Below are 23,843 nucleotides of genomic sequence, written 5' to 3'. Positions count from 1 at the left end.
GGCTTTTTGCGAAAGGCAGTCTTACATGAAGCTCGATATTCGCACCGACTTCACCAAATTCCCGCGCGCCGTCTCCGTCCTGGCCGCAGGCGAAGCCGGAACCACTACGCCATATGACAGCGCAGTGCTTGCTCATGACGAGCGGCATCTGCGCCGTCGCGCCATCGAAACGGCCCGTAGCGACAAGGTGCTGGTCGACCTGCCCGAACCGGTGACGTTGAACCATGGTGACCGGCTGGTGCTGGAGGATGGCCGCCAAATCGAGATCATCGCGGCCGCGGAGCCGCTCTACGACATCAGGGCCAGCGATCCTGTCCATCTGGCCGAGCTTGCCTGGCACATCGGCAACCGCCATCTCGCCGCCGCAATCGAAGCTGGGCGCATCCTCATCCTGCGCGACCATGTCATCAAGGCGATGCTGGAGGGATTGGGCGCCATTGTGAGCGACGTCTCCGAGCCGTTCAAGCCGGTGCGCGGCGCTTATTCCGGCCATGGCGGGCACGGCCATGCTCATGCCGAGGCGCATACGCACAGCCACGCCGAAGCGCATTCTCATAGCCATAGCGAATCGCATTCCCACAGCCATTCGCACGACCATGACCATGACTGACCAGCCTTCCAACATTGCATTGTTGCGGCTGATGGCGTGGCTGTCGCCTTCCTTCCCGGTCGGCGGCTTTTCCTACAGCCATGGCTTGGAACAAGCCGTGCATGCCGGGCTGGTTGCCGACAGCAAAGACCTTGCAGCGTGGCTGGAAACGCTGGTCGAGATGGGTTCCGGCTGGAACGATGCGGTGCTGTTTGCCGAAAGCTGGCGCCGGGCGCGCGAAGCCGGCGATCTGGTCGAGGTCGCTGCGCTCGCCGAGGCCCTAGCCGGCTCGCGCGAGCGTCATGCCGAAACCATGCTGCAGGGCGCCGCCTTCCTGAAGGCGGCCTCGGCCTGGCCGTGCCAGGTGCTGGACCGCCTGCCGGCCGAATGTGCCTATTGCGTCGCCGTCGGTGCCGTCGCCGGCGGCCACGGATTTATGCTGCGGGATGCGCTGGCCGGCTTCCTGCAGGCCTTCTTTTCCAACCTCGTCCAGGCCGCGATCCGGCTTGGTGTCGTTGGCCAGACCGGAGCGACCGCGCTGCTCGCCGGCTTCGAGCCGCTGGCCTTGGCGACTGCAGCCCGCGCTGCCGACTCGACCCTCGACGATCTCGGCGGCTGCGCTTTTATCTCAGACATCACGGCGATGAAGCACGAGACCCAGTATTCGCGGCTGTTCCGCTCATGATCGTCCTCGCTTTCGCCCTCTCGCTGGTCCTGCTGCTGATCACCGCGCTGCATGTCTATTGGGCTATTGGCGGCATCTGGCCGGGCATGGATGCTGCCTCCTGCGCCCGCGCCGTCATCGGCTTTCATGGCGTCGATGAAATGCCGGCACCCTTCGCCAGCTTCGCCGTTGCCGCCTGCCTCGGCCTGGCGACACTGTGGCCGATGGCGCTCGAGGGCATCTTTGCCACGCCCTTTCCCAAGGCCGGGCTTGCCGCCACGTCGCTGCTCATCGCGCTGGTTTTCCTGGCGCGCGGCATTGCCGGCTTCACGCCGTGGTGGCGCCGGCTGACGCCCGAGCAACCTTTCGCGCGGCTCGATCTGCGTTATTATTCGCCGCTGTGCCTGCTGATCGGCCTCGGCTTCGCCATCCTTGCCTTCACGGAGTTCCCCGCATGATATCCCCGAACGGCCCTCTTCGCATCGGCATCGGCGGTCCGGTCGGCTCCGGCAAGACGACGCTCACCGAAAAGCTCTGCAAGGCGCTGCGCGACGAGTTCTCGATCGCCGTCGTCACCAATGACATCTACACCAAGGAGGACGCCATGATGCTGGCGCGCCTCCAGGCGCTGCCCGAAGATCGCATCATCGGCGTCGAGACCGGCGGCTGCCCGCACACCGCCATCCGCGAGGACGCCTCGATCAATCTGCAGGCGATTGCCGAAATGACCAAAAAATTCCCGGATCTCGACATCATCTTCATCGAATCGGGCGGCGACAACCTCGCCGCCACCTTCTCGCCGGACCTTGCCGACCTGACGCTCTATGTCATCTCGGTTTGCCAGGGCGAGGAGATTCCGCGCAAGGGCGGACCGGCGATCACCCGGTCCGATTTCCTGGTCATCAACAAGAGCGACCTTGCGCCCTATGTGAACGTCAATCTCGATGTCATGGAACGCGACGCTGCCCGCATGCGCGGCAAACGGCCGTTCGGCTTCACCGACCTGTCGCGCGGCAAGGGGCTGCAGGAGGTCATCGATTTTATCGTCGAGCATGGCGGCCTAAGGGTCGGCGCCGCCGCCAGTACGGCAGCATAGCAATCGCGTTCGCCTGCACCAAACGAAACCGGTTGCGCGTCTTCCCGCCGCGCGGCATCCTCGCCTCTTTCACGGAGGTCTACGATGAGCATCACGCGCCTGCAGAAGGAAGTGCTGACCAACCTGCCGTTCTATGAAGAACGTGTCGATCTCGCTTGCGCCTTCCGCTGGACGGCGCGGCTCAACATGCACGAGGCGGTGGCCAATCATTTCTCGCTGGCGGTCAACGACGATGGCTCGCAATTCCTGATGAATCCCAATCAGGTGCATTTCTCGCGCATCAAAGCGAGCGACCTGCTGCTGATCGACGCCAACGATCCCGACACGCTCTCCGGCCCGAATGCACCTGACCCGACGGCATGGGGCCTGCATGGCGCCATCCATCGCAATGTGCGTCATGCACGCTGCGTCATGCATGTCCACTCGATCCACGCCACGGTGCTTGCCTCGCTCGCCGACTCGACGTTGCCGCCGGTCGACCAGAACTCAGCGATCTTCTTCAACCGCCATGTCGTCGACGAGCATTACGGCGGGCTGGCCTTCGAGGAAGAAGGCGAGCGCTGCTCGCAGCTTCTTGTCGACCCGAAGGTCAAGGTCATGGTGATGGGCAACCATGGCGTGCTGGTCATCGGCGACAGCGTTGCCGACACCTTCAACCGCATGTTCTATTTCGAGCGCGCCGCCGAAACCTACATCAAGGCGCTGTGGACCGGCCGGCCGCTGCGGGTATTGTCGGACGAGATCGCCGAGAAAGCGGCAAGGGAACAGGAAGATTATCCGGGCCAGGCCGAACGCCACCTCTCCGAACTGAAGGCGATCCTCGACGAGCAGGAGCCTGCCTACCGGAACTGAGCGCCCGTTAAAGCTTTAAAGTCCCAGATGGGCTCGCAATTCGTCGGCGCTGTTGATGACAATCGCGCCCGGCGGCCCTTCCATCGGCGCCTCCGGCCAGAAGACCGTCTTCATTCCCGCCGCCAGCCCCGCCGTGGCGCCGGTCATGCTGTCGTCGACCGCTACGGCCTCGGCGGGATCGACGCCGGCCAGCCAGGCGGCGCGCAGGAATGGCTCGGGATGCGGCTTGCCTTCGCGCACGTCGTTGCGGCTGATGGTCTTCATTCCGGGGTAGAAAAGGCCGACCGCGCGCAGATTGGCGTCGACGATCAGCCGGTCGGAATTGGACACCACCGCCTGCTCCACGCCAAGCGCGCGCAGCTCGTTGAAAATCTCGATCGCGCCGCTGCGTGGCGTCAGCGTTTGCGCCATCGGCAGATAGTGATCGTATTTGCGTACGATCCAGTCGTCGAAAGGCAGGTCGAGGCCGAACTCGTCGCGCAGCATCTCGTAGACCGGCCATGCGGCGATGCCGAGCACGCGCTCATGCAGGTCGGTTGGCGGGGCGATGCCAACGCTGTGCAGCGCCGCAACCAGCGCCGCCTCGTGCAGCGGCTCGCTGTCGACCAGCGTGCCGTCCATATCCCAGAAAACCGCTTTCGGCGTCATGCGAGGCTCCATTCTCCAGAATCCCTTAAAGCGTTTAGCTCGGGAGATAAACCGCCGCGTCCCCGCTAATGCATGTCGCGCAAAAGTGTGCAGCGGTTTTGTGATAACGACATGCATAAAAAAGAATCTAAAGCGCGTCGCATGAGGCCGATCGAACACGTCGCGCTTTGGAACCGAGATTGGTGCGACCTCGACAGCCTTGCTGTTGCGACGAGACTAGGTCGACCCCGTCACTTCGTTCGAGCCACCAAGTCCGGACCTTAAGCAATTGCTCGTACAATAGGCAATTGCGCACGACCTCATTCCCTGCGAAACTATGGTGCTCCGCCTCTTATGCTCGGCGGGCTGGGAGGCAGGACCTTGAATTCGCGGCAGGATAGCGGCGGCAACAGGCTGGACGACGCGGCGCGCGCCGGCTGGCTCTATTACGTTGCCGGCAACACCCAGGACCAGATCGCCGCCACGCTTGGCATCTCCCGGCAGACGGCGCAGCGGCTGGTGTCGCTTGCAGTCTCCGAAGGGTTGATCAAGGTGCGCGTCGACCATCCGATCGCCAATTGCCTCGACCTTGCGGCACGGCTGAAATCGCGCTTTGCGCTTGATCTGGTCGAGGTGGTGCCGAGCGACCCTTCTTCGTCCTCCACCGTCATCGGGGTCGCGGAGGCGGCGGCGGCGGAGATCGAACGGCGGCTGCGGTCGCCCACACCGATCGTCATGGCGATCGGCACCGGCCGCACGCTGAAGGCCGCGATCGAGCAGCTGCCGCCGATGGAATGCCCGCAGCACAAGGTGGTGTCGCTGACCGGCAATATCTCGCCAGACGGTTCGGCGGCCTTCTACAACGTCATCTTCACCATGGCCGACAGGGTCAAGGCGCGCTCGTTTCCGATGCCTTTGCCGGTCATCGCTTCCTCGCCCGAAGAGCGCGAGATGCTGCTCAGCCAGCCGATGATCCAGCCGACCCTGGCGCTTGCGGCCGAGGCCGACGTCACCTTTGTCGGCATCGGCGATCTCGGCCCGAAGGCGCCGCTTTACGAGGACGGCTTCATTTCGGAGGGTGAATTGAAGGCGCTGCAGAAGGCCGGCGGCGTTGCCGAGATCGTCGGCTGGGTGTTCGATCGCGACGGCCGCATGATCGAAGGCATCACCAACGACCGGGTCTCGTCAGCGCCGCTGCCGTCGCGCGAAAAGTCGCTGGTGATCGCGCTTGCCATGGGCGACCGCAAGCTGCCGGGCATCTTCGCCGCCGTCAACCGGCGGCTGGTCAACGGCCTCATCACCGATGAGCGGACCGCCGCCGCCTTGCTGGCCGGCGCATGATCTCAGAGCCGCTGGCGGTCGGAAACGATCAGGTGAAATCGAAACGCATCTGAACTCCCGATAAAACGAGCGACATTATTGGTGCCGGCCACAAGGATCGTTGCCATCGAGGAAGCCCATGTCGCGCTGCAGATGCGGCGGCAGTTCCCGGACGTCGAGATAGGCGCGTCTCCGCGCCGCGTGCCTTGCCAATCCCCGCGCCAGCCGTGAAAACCAGCCGTGGGCTGGAGCAAGAAGCGGCTTTTCCTGTATTGTGGTCATGATCGTCAGCCTTCGCTATCTCTAGGCGTAATTGATCTTCAACACGGAATATCGGTAGGACCGGCCGGTGCCGCCAATCAAACGTCGATCACTGCCCATAAGGAGGGCTTATGCCGGAGCTCAATTCACGACAGCTGGTTTCGCAGCTTCCTCCGCTTCAGGCGATCCGGGTATTCGAGGCGGTGGCGCGGCATCTCTCCTTCACCAAGGCCGCCCAGGAGCTTGGCATGACGCAGGCGGCGGCAAGCTATCAGATCAAGCTTCTGGAGGAGCGCATCGGCGCGCCCTTGTTCCTGCGCCAACCAAAACAGATCGTGCTGACCGAACCCGGCCAGCGCCTGGCACCTGCGGTCAGCGAAGCGTTCGCGCTGTTGAGCGGCGCCTATGCCGCCGCGCGCACCGGCGCCGATGGCGTGCTTTGCGTTTCGACGCTGCTGACCTTTGCCTCCAATTGGCTGGCGCAGCATCTCGGTTCGTTCCAGGTCGCGCATCCGTCGCTGGCGGTGCGCGTCGATACTTCGAACAGGGTTGTCGACTTTGCCAGAGAGGATATCGACATCGCCATCCGCTCCGGCGGCGGCAACTGGCCGGGCGTCGAGACCCATATGCTTTTCAGGGCCGATTTCACGCCGGTTCTCAGCCCAAAACTCGCGGCCAGCATCGGCGGCGTCAACGAACCGGCCGACCTGCTGCGGCTGCCGATCCTCGACCCGGGCGACATCTGGTGGCGGGATTGGTTTGCCGCCGCCGGCCTGCCGGTCGCGGAATTGGCCAAACGCACCGGCACCAGCATGGGCGCGCAGGCCTACGAGGCCAATGCCGCGATTGCCGGCCATGGCGTGGCGATCGTCACCAAGGCGCTGTTCAAGACCGAACTTGCCGACGGCCGCCTGATTCAGCCCTTCGATCTTGTTGGTGACGACGGCCATGCCTATTGGCTGGTCTATCCGACGGCGCGGCGCAACGTGCCGAAGATCCGCGCCTTTCGCGATTGGATCCTGAACGAGATCGCTTGCCAATAGGCCGAAACCAGGCCACCCGGACAGCAAAGCTCCGGCTTTTGGCGGCGCGATGAGCCCGACCCAACCCTTCTCCACATATACCGCGAGTGTCCCAGGCTTGCCGCTGCACGAGACCAGCGTGCTGCGCTGCAGCAACGAATCCGGCTTGACATAATTCACGGTAAGTGAGTAATTGCTCACAGCCAAGGCAAATGCTCATCTTGGTTCATGGGAGGAATTTTGATGAAACTTCGCACGTTCACCCTAGGCCTGTTGTCGGCCAGCGCGCTTGCTTTCGCCGCGCATGCCGAATCCATCACCATCGCCACGGTCAACAATGGCGACATGGTCCGCATGCAGAAGCTGACCGACGACTTCACCGCCAAGAATCCCGACGTCCAGCTGCAGTGGGTCACGCTCGAGGAAAACGTCCTGCGCGAGCGCGTCACCACCGACATCGCCACCAAGGGCGGCCAGTACGACGTGATGACCATCGGCACCTATGAGGTGCCGATCTGGGCCAAGCAGAGTTGGCTCCTGCCGCTCGACAAGCTCGGCGACGACTATGACGTCAAGGACATCATCCCGGCTATTGCCGGCGGCCTGTCGGTCGACGGCAAGCTCTACGCCGCGCCTTTCTACGGCGAAAGCTCCTTCGTCATGTACCGCAAGGACCTGATGGAGAAGGCCGGGCTCAAGATGCCCGACGCGCCGACCTGGGACTTCATCAAGCAGGCTGCCGACAAAATGACCGACCGCGCCAACGGCGTGAACGGCGTCTGCCTGCGCGGCAAGGCCGGCTGGGGCGAGAACATGGCCTTCCTGACCGCCATGTCGAACTCGTTCGGCGCGCGCTGGTTCGACGAGAACTGGAAGCCGCAATTCGACCAGCCCGAGTGGAAGAACACACTGCAGTTCTATGTCGACCTGATGAAGGCCGATGGCCCCGAGGGCGCATCATCCAATGGCTTCAACGAAAACCTGGCGCTATTCCAGCAGGGCAAATGCGGCATGTGGATCGACGCCACCGTCGCCGCTTCCTTCGTCTCTGATCCGAAGAACTCCACCGTCGCCGACAAGGTTGGCTATGCGCTGGCCCCGGACAATGGCCTCGGCAAGCGCGGCAATTGGCTCTGGGCCTGGTCGCTGGCCATCCCCGCCGGCACCCAGAAGGCCGACGCCGCTCAAAAGTTCGTATCCTGGGCAACCAGCAAGCACTATGCCGAGCTCGTCGCCTCGAAGGAAGGCTGGGCCAACGTTCCGCCGGGAACGCGCTCCTCACTCTATGCCAATCCCGAGTACCAGAAGGCGGCACCTTTCGCCAAGATGACGCTGGACTCGATCAACTCCGCCGATCCGACGCACCCAACCGTCAAGCCGGTGCCTTATGTCGGCGTACAGTTCGTCGCCATTCCTGAGTTCCAGGGCCTCGGCACCACTGTCGGCCAGCTCTTCTCGGCGGCACTTGCCGGCCAGTCGAGCGTCGACGATGCCCTGAAGCAGGCGCAGGACGCCGCCACCGCGACGATGACCGAGGGCGGTTACATCAAGTAGGCTCCTCCCGGTGCCGGTTGCCAATGGCGACCGGCAACGGCCGCCCGAATCCCAGTTCGGGCGGCCGGCTATCACACCGCTGAAAACTTGGCTGACCTCGAAGGGTGACCGTCATGGCTACTCAGCAGACCCGTTCGCTTGCCCGCTTCATGATGGCGCCATCCGTGGTGCTGCTGCTGGTTTGGATGATTGTACCGCTGGCATTCACGCTGTGGTTCTCCTTCCAACAGTACAATCCGCTCAATCCGATGCGCGACGGCTTCGTCGGGTTTTCGAACTACGCGCTGTTCTATTCCAACCCGGCATTCCTGCAGTCGATCCTCAACACGCTCACCATCGTCGTCAGCGTGCTTTTGATCACGGTGATCGGCGGTATCCTGCTGGCCCTTCTGCTCGATCAGCCGATGTGGGGACAGGGCATCGTCCGCATCCTCGTCATCTCGCCGTTCTTCGTCATGCCGCCGGTGGCGGCACTGGTCTGGAAGAACATGATCATGCATCCGCAATACGGCGTCTTCGCCGATATTGCGCGCTTCTTCGGCGGGCAGCCGATCGACTGGTTCGGGCAGCACCCGCTTTTGGCCATCATCATCATCGTCGCCTGGCAGTGGCTGCCGTTTGCAACGCTGATCCTGTTGACCGCGCTTCAGTCGCTCGACGGCGAGCAGAAGGAAGCCGCCGAAATGGACGGCGCCGGCTTCATCAGCCGCTTCATCTATTTGACGCTGCCGCATATGTCGCGCGCCATAACCGTGGTCATCCTGATCCAGACGATCTTCCTTCTGTCGGTCTATGCCGAGATCCTCGTCACCACCAATGGCGGCCCGGGTTATGCCTCCACCAACCTGCCCTTCCTCGTCTACCAGAAGGCATTGCTGGAGTTCAAAATCGGCCAGGCGTCCGCCGGCGGTATCATCGCAGTCATTCTCGCCAACATCGTCGCCTTCTTCGCCATGCGCGCCGTCGGCAAGAATTTGGATAAATAAGGGAGGAAACGATGGCACGTGCAGTCACCACCCAGCACAAGACGATTGCGACCGCGGCCGCCTGGATCGTCGCGCTGCTGATCTTCTTCCCGATCCTCTATACGATCATCACTTCGTTCAAATCGGAGCAGGAGGCCATCCAGGGCTTCAACCTGTTCCCGTCGGGAACCACGGAGAGCTATTCCGAGGTCCAGGCGCAGAACGGTTATTTCAAATTCTTCCTGAACTCGGTGTTCCTGTCGGTCGGCTCGACCGTCCTGGCTCTGCTTGTCGCCGTACCGGCGGCATGGTCGATGGCGTTTTCGCCAAGCAAACGCACCAAGGACATCCTGATGTGGATGCTTTCCACCAAGATGATGCCGGCCGTCGCCGTGCTGTTCCCGATCTATCTGATCTTCCGCGATACAGGACTGCTCGACAGCCGCATCGGCCTGATGGTCATGCTGATGTTGATCAACCTGCCGATCGTGGTCTGGATGCTCTACACCTATTTCCGCGAGATCCCGGGCGAGATCCTGGAAGCGGCGCGCATGGACGGCGCATCACTCTGGAACGAGATCATCTACGTGCTGACGCCGATGGCGGTGCCGGGCATCGCCTCGACCATGCTGCTCAACATCATCCTCGCCTGGAACGAGGCGTTCTGGACGATCCGGCTGACCACCACCGAGGCAGCGCCGCTCACCGCTTTCATCAGCTCCTTCTCCAGTCCGCAGGGGCTGTTCTGGGCCAAGCTTTCGGCCGCCTCGACACTGGCGATCGCGCCGATCCTGATCATGGGCTGGTTCAGCCAGAAGCAGCTGGTCCGCGGCCTGACGTTTGGGGCGGTAAAGTAACGGGCATCGCCTGACGCAAAACGAAAACAGCCCTTCGGGGGAGGAAATCATGGGAAACATCACGCTCAAGAACGTCTCCAAATCCTTCGGGGCGACGTCCATCATCCCCGGCCTCGACCTGGTCATCGAGAACGGCGAGTTCGTCGTCTTCGTCGGCCCGTCGGGCTGCGGCAAGTCCACGCTGTTGCGTCTGATTGCCGGCCTGGAGGACACCAGCGGCGGCACCATCATCATCGATGGCCGCGACGTCACCGGCGAGGCGCCGGCCAAGCGCAAGCTGGCCATGGTGTTCCAGTCCTATGCGCTTTACCCGCATATGACGGTGGCCAAGAACATCGCTTTCCCCCTGAAGATGGCGGGCGAGGACCAGGCGACCATCGACAAGAAGGTGAAGGACGCCGCCCGCATCTTGAACCTCACCAACTACCTAGATCGCCGCCCCGGCCAGCTCTCCGGCGGCCAGCGGCAGCGCGTCGCCATCGGCCGCGCCATCGTGCGCCAGCCTTCCGCCTTCCTGTTCGACGAGCCTTTGTCCAATCTCGACGCGGCGCTGCGCGGCACCATGCGGCTGGAGATCAGCGAACTGCATCACCAGCTCAAGACCACCATGGTCTACGTCACCCACGACCAGATCGAGGCCATGACCATGGCCGACAAAATCGTCGTGCTCAACGCCGGCAATATCGAGCAGGTCGGCTCGCCGATGGAGCTCTACAAGACACCGAAGAACCTGTTCGTCGCCGGTTTCATCGGCTCGCCGAAGATGAACCTGATCGAAGGCGAGCCGGCCGCCAAATATGGCGCCAGGACAGTCGGCATCCGCCCGGAGCATATGAACATTTCGAAGACGTCAGGCGACTGGAAGGCGACGGTCGGCGTTGCCGAACATCTCGGCTCCGACACGTTTTTGCACGTCCAGGCGGATGGTGTCGGGCAACTGACGGTGCGCGCCGACGGCGAGCTTGCCGCCCATCACGGCGACACGATCTATCTGACACCGGACAAGACCAAGCTGCATCGTTTTGGCGCCGATGGGAAGGCGATGCTGCAATGAGGCTCGGAGGTAAATCGGCGCTGATCACCGGATCGGCGCGCGGCATCGGCAGGGCGTTTGCCGAAGCCTACATGCGGGAGGGCGCGACCGTCGCCATCGGCGACATCAATCTCGAGGCTGCCGAGAAGACGGCTTCGGAAATCGGCGGCAACGCCTACGCGGTGAAGTTGGACGTCACCGATCTCGCGTCGATAGATGCGGCTGTCAAGGCGGTCGAAACCAGAACCGGCGGCCTCGATATTTTGATCAACAACGCTGCGCTGTTCGACCTGGCGCCGATCGTCGAGATCAGCAAGGCAAGCTACGACAAATTGTTCTCGGTCAACGTCGCCGGCACACTGTTTACGCTTCAGGCTGCGGCCCGTTCGATGATCGCGCGCGGCAAGGGCGGCAAGATCATCAATATGGCAAGCCAGGCCGGGCGCCGCGGCGAGGCACTGGTCGCCGTCTACTGCGCCACCAAGGCGGCGGTCATCTCGCTCACCCAGTCGGCAGGGCTGGACCTGATCAAGCACGGCATCAATGTCAACGCGATAGCACCGGGGGTCGTCGACGGCGAGCATTGGGATCACGTCGATGCCCTGTTCGCCAAGTTCGAGAACCGGCCGAAAGGCGAAAAGAAGAGGCTGGTCGGCGAAGCCGTGCCTTATGGCCGCATGGGCACGGCGCAAGACCTCACCGGCATGGCGGTGTTCCTGGCCAGCGATGAGGCCGAATACATCGTTGCCCAGACCTACAATGTCGATGGCGGCCAGTGGATGAGTTGAGGGGGCGAAGGCGCTCTTCTCCCCGCCTCCTCCAACGGGGGGAAGAGCCGTCCCGCTAAAGGGTAAAAGCAGATGTCCGTGAAACTCTCTTCTTCCATACTCGCCAAGCTTCCGCCCAAGATCGCCGGCCCGAAATACGATCGCGCCGCGCTCAAGGCCGGCATCGTGCATTTCGGCGTCGGCAATTTCCATCGCTCGCATCAGGCCGTCTATCTCGACGACCTCTTCAATTCGGGCGTCGGCCACGACTGGGCCATCGTTGGCGCCGGCGTCTTCGAGGGCGAGAAGGTCGGCCGCGGCAAGTTGCAGGAGCAGGACTGGCTGACCACCGTGGTCGAGCAGGACAGCGGCCATCTGAGCGCGCGCGTCACCGGCGTCATGATCGACTTCCTGGTGCCTGGCGACGCGATCGCAATCGTCGAGCAGCTCGCCGATCCGGCGATCAAGATCGTTTCCCTGACCATTACCGAGGGTGGCTATTTCATCGATCCGGCTTCCGGCGTCTTCAATCCGACGCATCCCGACATCGTTGCCGACGCACAACCCGGGGCGACACCGAAGACGGTTTTTGGGCTCATCCTCGCCGGGCTGCTGCGTCGCCGCGCCGACGGCATCGTGCCCTTCACAATCATGTCCTGCGACAACATCCCCCATAACGGCCACGTCACCTCGGATGGCGTCATCGGCCTGGCGCGGCTGATCGACGAGGATCTGGCAAACTGGGCGAGCGAAAACGTTGCCTTTCCCAACGGCATGGTCGACCGCATCACGCCGGCCACCACCGACCGCGAGCGCGGCATTCTCTCCAGCGAGTTCGGCCTCGACGACAATTGGCCGGTGTTTTGCGAACCGTTCAAGCAATGGGTGCTGGAGGACCGTTTCACCGACGGAAGGCCGCCGCTGGAACAGGTCGGCGTGCAGTTCGTCAGCGACGTCGCGCCCTATGAGCTGATGAAGATCCGCATCCTCAATGGCGGCCATGCGACCATCGCCTATCCGGCCGGGCTGATGGACATCCATTTCGTCCAGGAGGCGATGCAGGAGCCGCTGGTACGCGGCTTCCTCGACAAGCTCGAGCATGACGAAATCATCCCGACCGTGCCGCCGGTTCCAGACACCGACCTCGAAGATTACTACCAGCTCATCGAGCACCGCTTCTCCAATCCGAAGATCGGCGACACCATACGCCGGCTTTGCCTCGACGGCTCTAACCGCCAGCCGAAATTCATCATTCCGACCATCGCCGACCGGCTGAAGGCTGGCAAAAGTGTCACCGGCCTGGCGCTGGAATCTGCGCTCTGGTGTCGCTACTGCTTCGGCACCACGGATTCCGGTGCCGTCACCGAGCCCAACGACCCGAACTGGGGCCGGTTGCAGGGGACGGCCAAGGCGGCCAGGGACATGCCTGCCGCCTGGCTTGCCATGGAAGACATCTATGGCGATGTCGGCCGCTCGCCGCCGTTCGCCGAAGCCTTCGGCCAAGCGCTGAGACTGCTGTGGACGGACGGCGCGCGCGCGACACTGACGCGCTATCTCGCCGGCGACCTCCGAAGCTGATCCAGCGCGATGACGCCTGAACTGGTCATTTTCGACTGTGATGGCGTGCTGGTGGACAGTGAGATGCTGTCCGTCTCAGCATTGCTGGAGATGATCGCGCTCGCCGGCGGTAACGTCAGCGAGGACATTGCCTACGAGCATTTCCTCGGCAAGAGCATGAAGAGCGTCCGTGAGATCCTCGCAAGCGACTTCGGGCTCGATATCACGGACCAGCATTTGACCGAGATGCGCTCCGAACTGATGCGCAAGTTCCGCCAGGAGCTGAAACCGATGCCAGGCATCGCACAGGTCCTGCCGAGGCTCGGCGTACAATGCTGCGTCGCCTCCTCCGGCACGCTTGAACGCATCCGCTATGCGCTCGATGTCACGGGGCTGCTTGGGCTGCTGGAGCCGCATCTGTTCAGCGCCGCCATGGTGGCGCGGGGCAAACCGGCGCCCGATCTTTTTCTCCATGCAGCAGATAAGATGGGAGCGGCCCCGCAAAACTGCCTCGTCGTCGAAGACAGCCCAGCCGGCATCGCCGCGGCGCGGACGGCAGGCATGCGCGTCCTTGCCTTCACCGGGGGCTCGCACACCGGCAACCCGGCACTGAAAGCGCGGCTTGCGTCGAGTGAGCCGGACTTTATATTCGCTGACATGCTGCAATTGCCCGATCTGATTGCAGGCCTGGGAGCGAGAGCAAGAACACCTTGACCAACAGTTTCGTTTGCGCGGTCGATGTCGGCACCGGAAGCGCCCGTGCCGGCATTCTCGACACCGGTGGCGCCTTGCTCGGCCGCGCCGAGCACCCGATCGCCATGCAACAGCCGAAAGCCGACCACGCCGAGCACGATTCGCAGGATATATGGTCGGCGGTGTGCATGGCCGTCCGCGCTGCCCGCGAAAAGGCGCGCGTGAAGGCTGAGGATATCGTCGGCATCTCCTTTGACGCCACCTGCTCGCTGGTGGTGCGAGACCGGCATGGCGGCCAGCTCAGCGTGTCGGTATCAGGCGAAAGACGCTGGGACACCATCGTATGGCTCGATCATCGCGCCATTGCCGAGGCCGACGAATGCACCGAAAGCGGCCATGCCGTGCTCGACTATATCGGCGGCGTCATGTCGCCGGAAATGGAGACGCCGAAGCTGATGTGGCTGAAGCGCAACCTGCCCGGAACATGGAACGAAGCCGGCTACCTATTCGACCTCACCGACTTCCTGACCTGGAAGGCAACCGGCTCGCTCGCCCGTTCACAATGCACGCTGACCGCCAAATGGACCTATCTTGCCCATGAAGCGACCGGCTGGCGGCGCGACTTCTTCGAAGCCGTCGGGCTCGGCGACCTTTTCGAGCACGGCAATCTGCCGGAAAAGGCAAGCCCGGTCGGTGCCGATATCGGTGCGCTTAACGCGCAAGCCGCGGCGGAGCTTGGCCTCACCGAAAAATGCCGGGTCGGTGCAGGCGTCATCGATGCGTATGCCGGCGCGCTTGGCGTGCTCGGAGGCTTCGCCGGCAACGCGAAGGATATCGGCCGCCATCTGGCCCTGATCGCCGGGACGTCGAGTTGCGTCATGGCGATGTCGCCCGATCCGCAGCCTTTCGCCGGTGTCTGGGGTCCTTACTACGGCGCCGCCCTTCCCGGCCTATGGCTGTCGGAAGGCGGCCAGTCGGCCACCGGCGCGCTGCTCGATCACATCATCCGCTGGCATGGCGCCGGCGGCGAGCCGGATGCCGCCATGCATGCCAGGATCGCCCACCGCGTCGCCGAGCTGCGCACCGCCGAGGGCGACAATCTCGCCGCAAAGCTGCACGTGCTGCCCGATTTCCACGGCAACCGCTCGCCGCTCGCCGACCCGCATGCCGTCGGCGTCATCAGCGGGCTGACGCTGGATTCCTCCTTCGACAGCCTGTGCAAGCTCTATTGGCGCACCGCCGTCAGCATCGCGCTTGGCGTCCGCCATGTGCTGGAAGCGCTGAACGAAAACGGCTATCTGATCGATACGCTGCACGTCACCGGCGGCCACACCAAGAACCCGCTGTTGATGGAGCTCTATGCCGACGCCACCGGATGCACGGTGGTCGAGCCGCTGGCGGACGAGGCGGTGCTGCTCGGCACCGGCATGATTGCCGCCACCGCTGCCAGGCTTTTTCCCGATTTGAACGCCGCTTGCGTCGCCATGCAGCAAGGCGGCAGGACGCGCGAGCCCAATCCGGCTGCCGCCGGCCGGTTCGATCGCGACTACCGCGTGTTTCTCGAGATGCATCGGCAAAGGCAGGCGCTGGACGCGATCCGATAGATCGGGATCGGCGGCTATCTCTGGTTCCAGCGCCGGACGACCGGTTCGTCAAGGCCGTGCTCATAACCGATCACGCTTACGCTGGCGGTATCCAGCACGAAAAGCGCGCCGTCTTGCGGTGGCAGGCCGAGCCAGCGTGCGGCTAGCACCCTCAGGAAATGCGAACTTGAGAAGACCAGGACATTGCCGCTGGCCTCGAGCAACTGGCTGACGATCCGGTCCGCCCTCGAGCCTACATCCGTGGCGGACTCGCCGCGCGGGCAGCCGTCGCGAAAGAGCCGCCAACCGGGACGCTCGGCGAGGATTTGCTTGGTGGTCAATCCCTCATAGGCACCATAATCCCACTCCGCCAGATCGTCCTTCTTCACGCCTGACGAGCCGAAGCCGGCCAGCGCACAGGTGTTGAAGGCGCGCTGCGACGGGCTCGACCACACCGCCGAGAAGGATAGACCCTTTAGCCGCTCAGTGACCCGCCTTGCCCCATCCTCGCCGGCCGGCGTCAGCGGTATGTCGGTCCGGCCGGTATGTTTTCCGGACGCACTCCATTCCGTCTCGCCATGCCGAACCAGATAGATTTCGGGAAACGTGCTCATCAGGCTGCCTTTCAAAGGAATCCACCGTGACCATAGCGGCTTCCATGGCCTCTCCAATAGCCTGCATTGAGCCGACTGGCTTAACCCTTCCGCAAGTCAGCCTCTTGCCACCGGTGCCCATTTCATAGACAAACCCGTCGTAATGCGGAATCCGGCCGATCTTGGCCATTTTCCGCGCTGAGACGCGGCTTCCGGCTCTTGCCGACGTGCCGCAATCGGATAGGCGGAAAAAATGTCTGCGATCGAAGCCGACGCTCGCGCGCCGGAAAACCTTTGGCGTCGGGAAATCAGGGCGATGCTGGCGCTCGCCTGGCCGATGGTGCTGACCAATCTCGGTCAGACCGCGATGACCGCTACCGACGTCATGATGATGGGGCGGCTGGGGCCGGACACGCTGGCCAGCGGTGCGCTTGGTGCCAACCTTTACTTCATGCCGCTGATCTTTGGACTTGGCCTGATGCTGGCGACCTCGCCGATGATGGCGACTGAGCTCGGCCGTCGCCGCCACTCGGTGCGCGACCTGCGCCGCACCGTGCGCCAGGGTCTGTGGCTGGCGATCCTCATTTGCATTCCGATCTGGGTCTTTCTCTGGCACGGCGAGGCCGTGTTGCTGGCCATGGGTCAGGAACCGGCACTGGCGCATCAGGCCGGCATCTATCTGCGCTGGCTCGAATGGGCGGTGCTGCCCTTTTTCGGCTACATCGTCCTGCGCTCGTTTATTTCGGCGCTGGAGCGGCCGGGCTGGGCACTGATCATCGTTTTCGTTGCCGTCGCCTGCAACGCCTTTTTCAACTGGCTGTTCATGTTCGGCAATCTCGGCATCCAATCGATGGGCATCGCCGGCTCCGGCCTCGCCACCACGCTGTCCAGCACGTTAATGTTCGCCGGCATGGCGGCGGTGGTGATGCTTGAGAAGAAATTCCGGCGCTATCGTCTGTTCGGACGCTTCTGGCGGGCCGATTGGCCGCGCTTCAAGGGCCTGCTGCGGCTCGGCCTGCCGATCGCCGGCCTGCTGGCGTTTGAGGTGACGATTTTCAACGCGGCGGCCTTTCTCATGGGCCTGATCGATGCGGCTTCGCTTGCCGCCCATGCGATCGCCATCCAGATCGCCTCGATCACCTTCATGGTGCCGCTCGGCCTCAACCAGGCGGTGACGGTGCGCGTCGGACTTGCCCACGGCGCCGGCAATCCGGAAGGTGTCAGCCGGGCCGGCTGGACCGCGTATGTCGTCGGTGTCTCCTTCATGGCGCTAATGGGGCTAGTGATGATCCTGTGGCCGCATCTCTTGATCGGCGCCTTCATCGATCTGGGCAATCCGGCTAATGCCGAGGTGGTGGCGCTTGCCGTGTCGTTCCTCGCCTTTGCCGCGCTGTTCCAGGTTTTTGACGGCGCGCAGGCGGTGGCCAGCGGCATGCTGCGCGGCCTGCATGACACCAAGGTGCCGATGATCTACGCCGCAATCGGCTATTGGGGCATCGGCCTGCCGCTCGGCGTGCTGCTGGCCTTCCGATTCGGCTTCAACGGCGTCGGCATCTGGATCGGCCTGTCGTCCGGGCTGGCGGTGGTCGCCGCGCTCCTGCTGGGACGCTGGCTGCGGCGGGACAGGATCGCGCCGCCGCTGGTGTTCGGGCGTTGAATTGCTGGTCGCCCGCTCAGCGGGCCGCCGCCCGCTGTTCCAGCGAGCGCGCATATTGCGTCAGCGGAAAGCACATGACGAAGAAGATCAGCGCTACCAGCCCATAGACTTTGAACGGTTCGAAGGTCGCATTGTTGATCGCGTTGGATGTCCTTACCAGCTCCTCGAAACCGATGATCGAGGTCAGCGCGGTCGACTTGATCAGCTGCACCAGGAAGCCGACGGTCGGGGCGCGGGTGATCGAAAACGCCTGAGGCAAGATGATCAGCCGGAGTTCCTGCAGATAGTGCAGGCCGAGGCTGGCGCCGGCGTCCCACTGGCCGCGCGGCAGCGCATCGACGCCGCCGCGCCAGATCTCGGCGAGATAGGCGCTGGCAAAGAAGGTCAGGCCAAGCACCGCCGCGGTCCACGGCTCGATGCGCAGGCCCAGCATCGGCAAGCCGAAGAACATCAGGAACAGCTGCATCAGCAGCGGCGTGCCCTGGAAAAGCGCGATGTAGCCGGAGGCAAACCGCCGCGCCCATTTATTCTTGGCGATCCGGAAGAACAGCACGATCATGCCGACCACGGCGCCGCCGACAAAGGCGGCCAACGACAAGAGCACTGTCCAGCGCGCCGCCAGCAGCAGGTTGCGCAGAATGTCCCAGAAGGTGAATTCGATCATGACACGCCGGCTCCAAGAAGCCGGCGCCCGCCGCCGACCAGCAGCCGGCGCAGCCCAATCGACAGGATGAGATAGACCATCGTCACCACGAAATAGGTCTCGAAAGCCCGGAACGTGCGCGCCTGCAGCATGTCGGCTTCATAGGTCAGCTCGCGCACCGCGATCTGCGACACCACGGCGGATTCCAGCATCATGATGACGATCTGGCTGGTCAGCGCCGGATAGATCACCTTGAGCGCCTGCGGCAGCACGATCTTGATGAAGACCTGGCGCGGCCTGAGCCCAAGCGCCATTGCCGCTTCCGTCTGCCCGGGCGGCACCGCGTCGAGTCCGGCGCCAACGATCTCGATCGTGTAGGCCGCCATGTTGAGCGTCATCGCCAGCATGGCTGCCAGCACGGGATCGAGCCTCACGCCGATGCTTGGCAGCCCGAAGAAGATGAAGAACAGCTGCACCAGGAACGGCGTGTTGCGGATCACCTCGACATAGACGCCGATCGCCCGCTTGAGCAGCAGCGGGCCGTTCCGCCGCCCTGCGGCGCCGAGGATGCTGAGCAACGTTCCCGCCAGCGTGGTCACGGCGATCAACAGGATCGTCGTGGCCGCGCCGCGCGCGATCGCCCCTGTCGCCCCGGCAAGCCAGCCGAAGTCGAGGCTATAGGTCACCGGCCGTCAATCCTTGAGATTGGCGGGATCGAGCGGTGTCTTCAGCCAGGCCTTCGAGCTTTCGTCCAGTTTGCCGTCGGCCAGCATCTTGGCAACCGCATCGTTGACCGCTTGCTTGAGGCGGTCTTCCTTCTTGTTGAGGCCGATATGCGATGGCGAGGTGAGAAGCTGGAATTTCTGTTCCGGCTTCAGCGCCTCCTGGCGGGCGAGCACCTGGGCGCCGACATCGTTGCCGACCACCATCAGCTGGGTCTGGCCCGAAATGAAGGCCTGGATGACGGAATTGTAGTTGTCGAAGCGGCGGATGTCGGCCGAGGCGGGTGCTGCCTCGGTCAGCGAGGTGTCCTCCAGCGTGCCGCGATTGACGGCGATCGACTTGTCGGCAAGGTCTTCCTTGCCTTTGACCGCAAGTGCTGCCGGGCCGATGACGGCGATGTAGTAAGGCGCGTAGGCGGCGGCGAAATCGATCACCTGCTCACGCTCCTTGGAATAGCCGACGCTCATCAGCAGGTCGACGCGCTTGTCGGTCAGGTACGGAATGCGGTTCTGCCCGGTCACGCTGACCAGATTGAGCTTGACCTGGAGCTGGTCGGCGATGGATTGCGCCACGTCGATGTCGTAGCCCTTGATGCTCATATCGGCGCTGGCCGAGGAGAAGGGCGGGAAATCGGAAAAGATGCCGACATTGATGGCGCCGGCCTTGACGATGTCGTCGATCGCGTCGGCATTGACGGCCTGGGTGGTGAAACCAAGACCGGCCGCACCGAGCATCAGCACGGCGGCGATGGATGATTTGAGTTTCATGTGAAGTGTCATTTTTATTCCCCTGCTGGAAGCTTGTTTGTTTGAGTGCAACCGCCGGCTCCAGCGCGGCGGTAGCCTTTGGATTCCCTAGTGGACCATGATCGTCTCCGAAAAACGGTTCCTACTTTTTCGGGGTCATGGTCGAACGCGTCAGCCCGCCTTGCCGGTGATTGCCGGGCTGAAGACCATCAGGCTGAGGATCTCGAACAGCACCTGCGCGCCGGCATGCGCCGTGTTGGTGGTTGCGTCGTACTGCGGTGCCACCTCGACGACGTCGCCGCCGACGATGTTGAGGCCCTTCAGGCCGCGCAGCAGCTCGAGCACTTCGCGCGTCGTCAGCCCGCCGACCTCCGGCGTGCCGGTGCCCGGCGCGAAGGCAGGATCGACGCTGTCGATATCGAAGGAGACATAGGTCGGGCCGTCGCCGACTATCCTGCGCGCCTTCTCGATAATGGCGGGAATGCCGAGGCCGGTCACCTCTTCGGCATGCACCACGGTCATGCCGGACTCATAGGTGAACTCCCAAAGGTACTCGGCCGAGCCGCGAATGCCGATCTGGATGGTGCGGCTCGGGTCGAGCACGCCGTCCAGCACCGCGTTGCGGAACGGACCGCCATGGTGGAACTTGGTCATGTCGAACAGGCCGCTGGTGTCGCAATGGGCATCGATATGGATCATGCCCACCGGCGCCTTCTTGCCGACAGCCTTCAGGATCGGGTGGCTGATCGAATGGTCGCCGCCGACAGACAAGGGCAGGACGCCGGCGTCGACGATCTGGTTGGTGCGGCGTTCGATGTCGTCATGGCTGGTCTCCAGCCGGTAGCGGCTCTGGAATGGCACGTCGCCAATGTCGGCGACTTTCAGCTCATGCGTCGGTGCGCATTCCAGCACATGATTGTAGGGGCCGATGCGCTCGATGGCGCGCAGCGCCCTTGGCCCGAAACGGGCGCCCGGCCGGTTGGTGACGCCCAGATCCATCGGCACACCGATCATCGCCACCTGAAGATCGCCGAAATCCGGATTGTCGGCGGCGATTTCACGATAGGGCGCCGCGAGGAAGGTCGGGATGCCGGAATAGGGCGCCAGCCGCGTGCCGGTCTTGGAGAAGATCTTGTCGGCGACACGCTGGAATTTCGGGTCGAACATTTCGCCGCCATGGCTCTCGCCGTATTTGCGGCGCAGCGCTTCGAGCTTGCCGCGGTCATAACCCATGTCGGTCCTCCATGGCTGGTGCAGCGCGGACGGCGGCCTCGATAGCCGCAGCCGTTGGCTGCCTGCAGATTTCACGTCTTGATGCAATGCTTGGGCAAAGTGTCCTGTAGCTGCATTGAAAAATCAATTGATATTGTTAGGGTGTTCGCTGTGAGAAAATCTCACAGAGCTTAGGTTCCAAATGGCCAAGCGTTTGCCACCGCTCAACCCGCTGCGCGCCTTCGAGGCGACGGCGCGCCATGCCTCGCTGACCAAGGCGGCGGCCGAGCTGAACGTCACCCACGGTGCCATCAGCCATCAGATCAAGGCGCTCGAGCAATCGTTGGGCGTCAAGCTGTTCGAGCGTGCCGGCCAGCGGGTGAAGCTGACGCCGCACGGCGCCGAATTGCTGCCGGCGGTGTCGACAGCCTTCGACGGCATTGCCGCCGCCACGCAGCGCATGACACGGCCGGCCAGCACCGGCGCGCTATCGGTATCCTGCGTGCCGGCGCTGCTATTGCTGTGGATGATCCCGCGGCTGGGCAGCTTCACTTCGCAATATCCGGATATCCGGCTGACGCTGATCCCATCCAATGATGCCAAGGACGTCCGCGCACCGCATATCGATGTCTGCGTGCACTATGGTGACGGCAGCTGGACCGATTGCTGGATGCGCAAATGGTCGGGTCTCGAACTGTTCCCGGTGGTCAGCCCGACGCTGATCAACAACCGCCCGATCCGCACCGTCCGCGACCTCGCCGATCACGTCTTCCTGCATGGCGACGACGGCCGCGAATGGCACACCTGGCTGGCCGCCGCCGATGCGCTGGACCTGGAGCGCGGCCGCCGCCACCATCTCGGCGACGCGCGCATGGCGACCGAGGCCGCAGTCCACGGCCATGGCGTGGCGCTCGGCGACACGGTGACGGCAAGCGGACTGCTCGCCAGGGGTCTGCTTGTCGCGCCATTCAGCCTTTCCGTGCCGGCCGTCGACGATTTCTACGTCGTCTGCCGCAACGAGATGCGGTCGGCGCCGATCGTGCAATTGTTCATCGACTGGCTGTTTGCCGAGAAAGAGCAGGCCGATCGCCGCGCCGACGCGCCGGTGGCAGGCCGCATCGGCTTTCGCCGCAAGCGTCCAGCGCTCAAGGTGGTCGGCGCCAAGACCGCATCCTGAGGCCGAAACTGCCGTGGGCGCCGCTTGCCGCAGGGGCTTCTTTTTGTCGGGCCAGCCCGCAAAGCGGGAGGCGCGTTCAAAAATTCGATGCTAAGAGGCATTTGGAGCAATTCCAGGAAAAGTGCGCAGCGGTTTTCCGTCCGGAATTGCGCTAGACAAAAGCTAGAACGAGCAGCGAAGGCGCATTGAGCGATGGCAAAGACCGATATAGCGCGGCGCGTCTACAACCACACCTGGAAGCTCGACCCGATCGTGCGTAGCTTGCTCGACACCGATTTCTACAAGCTTCTGATGCTGCAGATGATCTGGGGCATGTATCCCAAGGTCGACGCCACCTTCTCGCTGATCAACCGTACCACCTCGGTCCGCCTTGCCGAGGAGATCGACGAGACGGAGCTGCGCGAGCAGCTCGACCATGCCCGCACCTTGCGCTTCTCGAAGAAAGAGATGATCTGGCTCGGCGGCAACACCTTCTATGGCCGCAAGCAGATCTTCGAACCGGAATTCCTCGCCTGGCTGGAAAATTTCCGGCTGCCCGAATACGAGCTCTCCAGGCGCGACGGCCAATACGAACTCGCCTTCAGCGGCCCGTGGATGTACACGACGCTGTGGGAGATCCCGGCGCTGGCAATTATCAATGAACTTCGATCTCGCGCGGCCATGCGGGCGTTCGGGCCGTTCGCGCTCGACGTGCTCTATGCCCGCGCCAAGGCCAAGATGTGGGCCAAGACCGAGCGGCTGAAGGCGCTGCCCGGCATCCGCATCTCGGATTTCGGCACCCGCCGCCGTCATTCGTTCCTGTGGCAGCGCTGGTGCGTCGAAGCGTTGAAGGAGGGCATCGGCGAGGCCTTTACCGGCACCTCCAACGTCCTGCTCGCCATGGACAACGACCTCGAAGCGCTCGGCACCAACGCGCATGAGCTGCCGATGGTGTTCGCCGCGCTCACCAATTCGGAAAAGGAATTGAAGCAGTCGCCCTATAAGGTGTTGCAGGACTGGCAGCGCTACTACGGCGGCAATTTGCTGATCGTGCTGCCGGACACCTTCGGCACCGCGGCGTTCCTGCGCGATGCGCCGGACTGGGTCGCCGACTGGACCGGCTTCCGCCCCGACAGCGCGCCGCCGATCGAGGGCGGCGAGAAGATCATTTCCTGGTGGCGCGAAAAGGGCAAGGACCCCAAGCAGAAGCTGCTCATCTTCTCCGACGGGCTTGAGGTCGAGACCATCGAGGAGACCTACCGCCACTTCCGCGGCAAGGTGCGCATGTCCTTCGGCTGGGGCACCAACCTGACCAATGATTTCGAAGGCTGCGCACCGACCGAGACCAACCGGCTCGACGCCATCTCGCTGGTCTGCAAGGTCACCGAGGCCAATGGCAGGCCGGCGGTCAAGCTTTCCGACAATCCGGCCAAGTCGACAGGCGACGAGAAAGAGATCGAGCGCTATCTGCGCATTTTCGGCCAGAAGGACCGCGTGGAGCAGTTGGTGAAGGTGTGAGGGCCGACAAGAAGTATTTCTTGGAAAGCATGAGTTCCCGCCCACCCCCCTCTGTCCTGCCGGACATCTCCCCCTCAGAGGGGGAGATTGGCTCTCATCTCCGCTCTGGCCAACCCTCAACGAGGCAAGAAAAGCGCCGGCCGATTCAACTGCCA

Annotated in this window: 25 protein-coding genes; 18 read left to right on the top strand and 7 right to left on the bottom strand. The window is 63.3% G+C overall.

Features of this window, described 5'->3' with window-relative positions:
* The first annotated feature begins 25 nt into the window (after positions 1–25).
* From ureE to NKJ93_RS30805, 5 genes are all read left to right on the top strand, one after another.
* Positions 26–610 carry an urease accessory protein UreE gene (gene ureE / locus NKJ93_RS30825; protein WP_352481503.1) on the top strand — a complete coding sequence of 195 codons (585 nt, stop codon included), beginning with the start codon at positions 26–28 and terminating at the stop codon, positions 608–610.
* On the top strand, positions 603–1,274 hold the full coding sequence (locus NKJ93_RS30820) for an urease accessory protein UreF (RefSeq protein WP_352481504.1): 672 nt from the start codon (positions 603–605) through the stop codon (positions 1,272–1,274). Before ureE ends, NKJ93_RS30820 begins: the two co-directional genes overlap by 8 nt.
* Entirely contained in the window at positions 1,271–1,711 is a 441-nt protein-coding gene (locus NKJ93_RS30815; protein ID WP_352481505.1) for a DUF3995 domain-containing protein, read from the top strand. The genes NKJ93_RS30820 and NKJ93_RS30815 overlap by 4 nt, the downstream gene beginning before the upstream one ends.
* On the top strand, positions 1,708–2,349 hold the full coding sequence (ureG, locus tag NKJ93_RS30810) for an urease accessory protein UreG (RefSeq protein WP_352481506.1): 642 nt from the start codon (positions 1,708–1,710) through the stop codon (positions 2,347–2,349). The genes NKJ93_RS30815 and ureG overlap by 4 nt, the downstream gene beginning before the upstream one ends.
* Positions 2,350–2,433: 84 nt before the next feature.
* Positions 2,434–3,201, top strand: a complete 768-nt coding sequence (locus NKJ93_RS30805) for a class II aldolase and adducin N-terminal domain-containing protein (RefSeq protein WP_352592995.1) — start codon at positions 2,434–2,436, stop codon at positions 3,199–3,201.
* Between the two features lie 15 nt (positions 3,202–3,216).
* Here the strand turns inward: NKJ93_RS30805 and NKJ93_RS30800 are convergent, their stop codons facing one another.
* On the bottom strand, positions 3,217–3,849 hold the full coding sequence (locus NKJ93_RS30800; RefSeq protein WP_352481508.1) for an HAD family hydrolase: 633 nt from the start codon (positions 3,847–3,849) through the stop codon (positions 3,217–3,219).
* A 360-nt stretch (positions 3,850–4,209) separates the two neighbouring features.
* On the opposite strand from NKJ93_RS30800, the gene NKJ93_RS30795 reads away from it, so the two are divergent.
* Positions 4,210–5,169: a sugar-binding transcriptional regulator gene (locus NKJ93_RS30795; RefSeq protein ID WP_023722533.1), complete on the top strand. Its 960-nt coding sequence runs from the start codon at positions 4,210–4,212 to the stop codon at positions 5,167–5,169.
* Between the two features lie 75 nt (positions 5,170–5,244).
* Here the strand turns inward: NKJ93_RS30795 and NKJ93_RS30790 are convergent, their stop codons facing one another.
* Entirely contained in the window at positions 5,245–5,430 is a 186-nt protein-coding gene (locus NKJ93_RS30790) for a hypothetical protein (protein WP_023722532.1), read from the bottom strand.
* 110 nt (positions 5,431–5,540) lie between these two features.
* Between NKJ93_RS30790 and gcvA (NKJ93_RS30785) the strand changes: the two genes are divergently transcribed.
* The 9 genes from gcvA (NKJ93_RS30785) (at position 5,541) to NKJ93_RS30745 (ending at position 15,461) form a co-directional block, all read left to right on the top strand.
* Positions 5,541–6,452 (top strand): transcriptional regulator GcvA, encoded by a 912-nt coding sequence (gene gcvA / locus NKJ93_RS30785; RefSeq protein ID WP_023722531.1) that lies wholly within the window; start codon positions 5,541–5,543, stop codon positions 6,450–6,452.
* Positions 6,453–6,674: 222 nt separating this feature from the next.
* Positions 6,675–7,985, top strand: a complete 1,311-nt coding sequence (locus NKJ93_RS30780) for an ABC transporter substrate-binding protein (RefSeq protein WP_023722530.1) — start codon at positions 6,675–6,677, stop codon at positions 7,983–7,985.
* A gap of 113 nt (positions 7,986–8,098) precedes the next feature.
* Positions 8,099–8,971 (top strand): carbohydrate ABC transporter permease, encoded by an 873-nt coding sequence (locus tag NKJ93_RS30775; RefSeq protein ID WP_031195183.1) that lies wholly within the window; start codon positions 8,099–8,101, stop codon positions 8,969–8,971.
* Positions 8,972–8,982: 11 nt separating this feature from the next.
* On the top strand, positions 8,983–9,807 hold the full coding sequence (locus tag NKJ93_RS30770) for a carbohydrate ABC transporter permease (protein ID WP_352484354.1): 825 nt from the start codon (positions 8,983–8,985) through the stop codon (positions 9,805–9,807).
* A gap of 49 nt (positions 9,808–9,856) precedes the next feature.
* Complete coding sequence (locus NKJ93_RS30765) at positions 9,857–10,861, top strand: ABC transporter ATP-binding protein (protein ID WP_023722527.1); 1,005 nt, start codon at positions 9,857–9,859, stop codon at positions 10,859–10,861.
* The gene (locus tag NKJ93_RS30760; RefSeq protein WP_352592991.1) at positions 10,858–11,628 is read left to right on the top strand and encodes an L-iditol 2-dehydrogenase; all 771 of its coding nucleotides are present in this window, start codon (positions 10,858–10,860) and stop codon (positions 11,626–11,628) included. The genes NKJ93_RS30765 and NKJ93_RS30760 overlap by 4 nt, the downstream gene beginning before the upstream one ends.
* Positions 11,629–11,700: 72 nt before the next feature.
* The gene (locus NKJ93_RS30755) at positions 11,701–13,185 is read left to right on the top strand and encodes a mannitol dehydrogenase family protein (protein ID WP_352592988.1); all 1,485 of its coding nucleotides are present in this window, start codon (positions 11,701–11,703) and stop codon (positions 13,183–13,185) included.
* 9 nt (positions 13,186–13,194) lie between these two features.
* Entirely contained in the window at positions 13,195–13,878 is a 684-nt protein-coding gene (locus NKJ93_RS30750; protein WP_352592986.1) for an HAD family hydrolase, read from the top strand.
* Positions 13,875–15,461, top strand: coding sequence for an FGGY-family carbohydrate kinase (locus NKJ93_RS30745; RefSeq protein ID WP_352548063.1), 1,587 nt, complete (start codon positions 13,875–13,877; stop codon positions 15,459–15,461). The genes NKJ93_RS30750 and NKJ93_RS30745 overlap by 4 nt, the downstream gene beginning before the upstream one ends.
* 14 nt (positions 15,462–15,475) lie before the next feature.
* Here NKJ93_RS30745 and NKJ93_RS30740 read toward each other — a convergent pair whose 3' ends face one another.
* On the bottom strand, positions 15,476–16,057 hold the full coding sequence (locus tag NKJ93_RS30740; RefSeq protein WP_352593053.1) for a histidine phosphatase family protein: 582 nt from the start codon (positions 16,055–16,057) through the stop codon (positions 15,476–15,478).
* A 229-nt stretch (positions 16,058–16,286) separates the two neighbouring features.
* Between NKJ93_RS30740 and NKJ93_RS30735 the strand changes: the two genes are divergently transcribed.
* Complete coding sequence (locus tag NKJ93_RS30735) at positions 16,287–17,690, top strand: MATE family efflux transporter (RefSeq protein WP_352592983.1); 1,404 nt, start codon at positions 16,287–16,289, stop codon at positions 17,688–17,690.
* A 16-nt stretch (positions 17,691–17,706) separates the two neighbouring features.
* On the opposite strand, the gene NKJ93_RS30730 is transcribed toward NKJ93_RS30735, so the two are convergent.
* From NKJ93_RS30730 to speB, 4 genes are all read right to left on the bottom strand, one after another.
* A complete protein-coding gene (locus tag NKJ93_RS30730; protein WP_023722520.1) occupies positions 17,707–18,354 on the bottom strand; it encodes an amino acid ABC transporter permease in 648 nt (215 codons plus the stop codon).
* A complete protein-coding gene (locus tag NKJ93_RS30725; RefSeq protein ID WP_352548064.1) occupies positions 18,351–19,019 on the bottom strand; it encodes an amino acid ABC transporter permease in 669 nt (222 codons plus the stop codon). The genes NKJ93_RS30730 and NKJ93_RS30725 overlap by 4 nt, the downstream gene beginning before the upstream one ends.
* A gap of 6 nt (positions 19,020–19,025) precedes the next feature.
* The gene (locus NKJ93_RS30720; protein WP_352592981.1) at positions 19,026–19,835 is read right to left on the bottom strand and encodes a transporter substrate-binding domain-containing protein; all 810 of its coding nucleotides are present in this window, start codon (positions 19,833–19,835) and stop codon (positions 19,026–19,028) included.
* 138 nt (positions 19,836–19,973) lie between these two features.
* The gene (gene speB, locus NKJ93_RS30715) at positions 19,974–21,035 is read right to left on the bottom strand and encodes an agmatinase (protein ID WP_023722517.1); all 1,062 of its coding nucleotides are present in this window, start codon (positions 21,033–21,035) and stop codon (positions 19,974–19,976) included.
* A 181-nt stretch (positions 21,036–21,216) separates the two neighbouring features.
* Here speB and gcvA (NKJ93_RS30710) point away from each other — a divergent pair, with 181 nt between their 5' ends.
* The gene (gene gcvA, locus NKJ93_RS30710) at positions 21,217–22,191 is read left to right on the top strand and encodes a transcriptional regulator GcvA (RefSeq protein WP_023722516.1); all 975 of its coding nucleotides are present in this window, start codon (positions 21,217–21,219) and stop codon (positions 22,189–22,191) included.
* 192 nt (positions 22,192–22,383) lie between these two features.
* Positions 22,384–23,688, top strand: a complete 1,305-nt coding sequence (gene pncB, locus NKJ93_RS30705) for a nicotinate phosphoribosyltransferase (protein ID WP_352484344.1) — start codon at positions 22,384–22,386, stop codon at positions 23,686–23,688.
* The last annotated feature ends 155 nt before the right edge of the window (positions 23,689–23,843 follow it).

The organism is Mesorhizobium sp. M0028, from assembly GCF_040323855.1.
Classification (GTDB): Bacteria; Pseudomonadota; Alphaproteobacteria; order Rhizobiales; family Rhizobiaceae; genus Mesorhizobium.
Note: the sequence above shows the minus strand (reverse complement) of the source record. Positions and strands in the feature narration are given on the sequence as shown.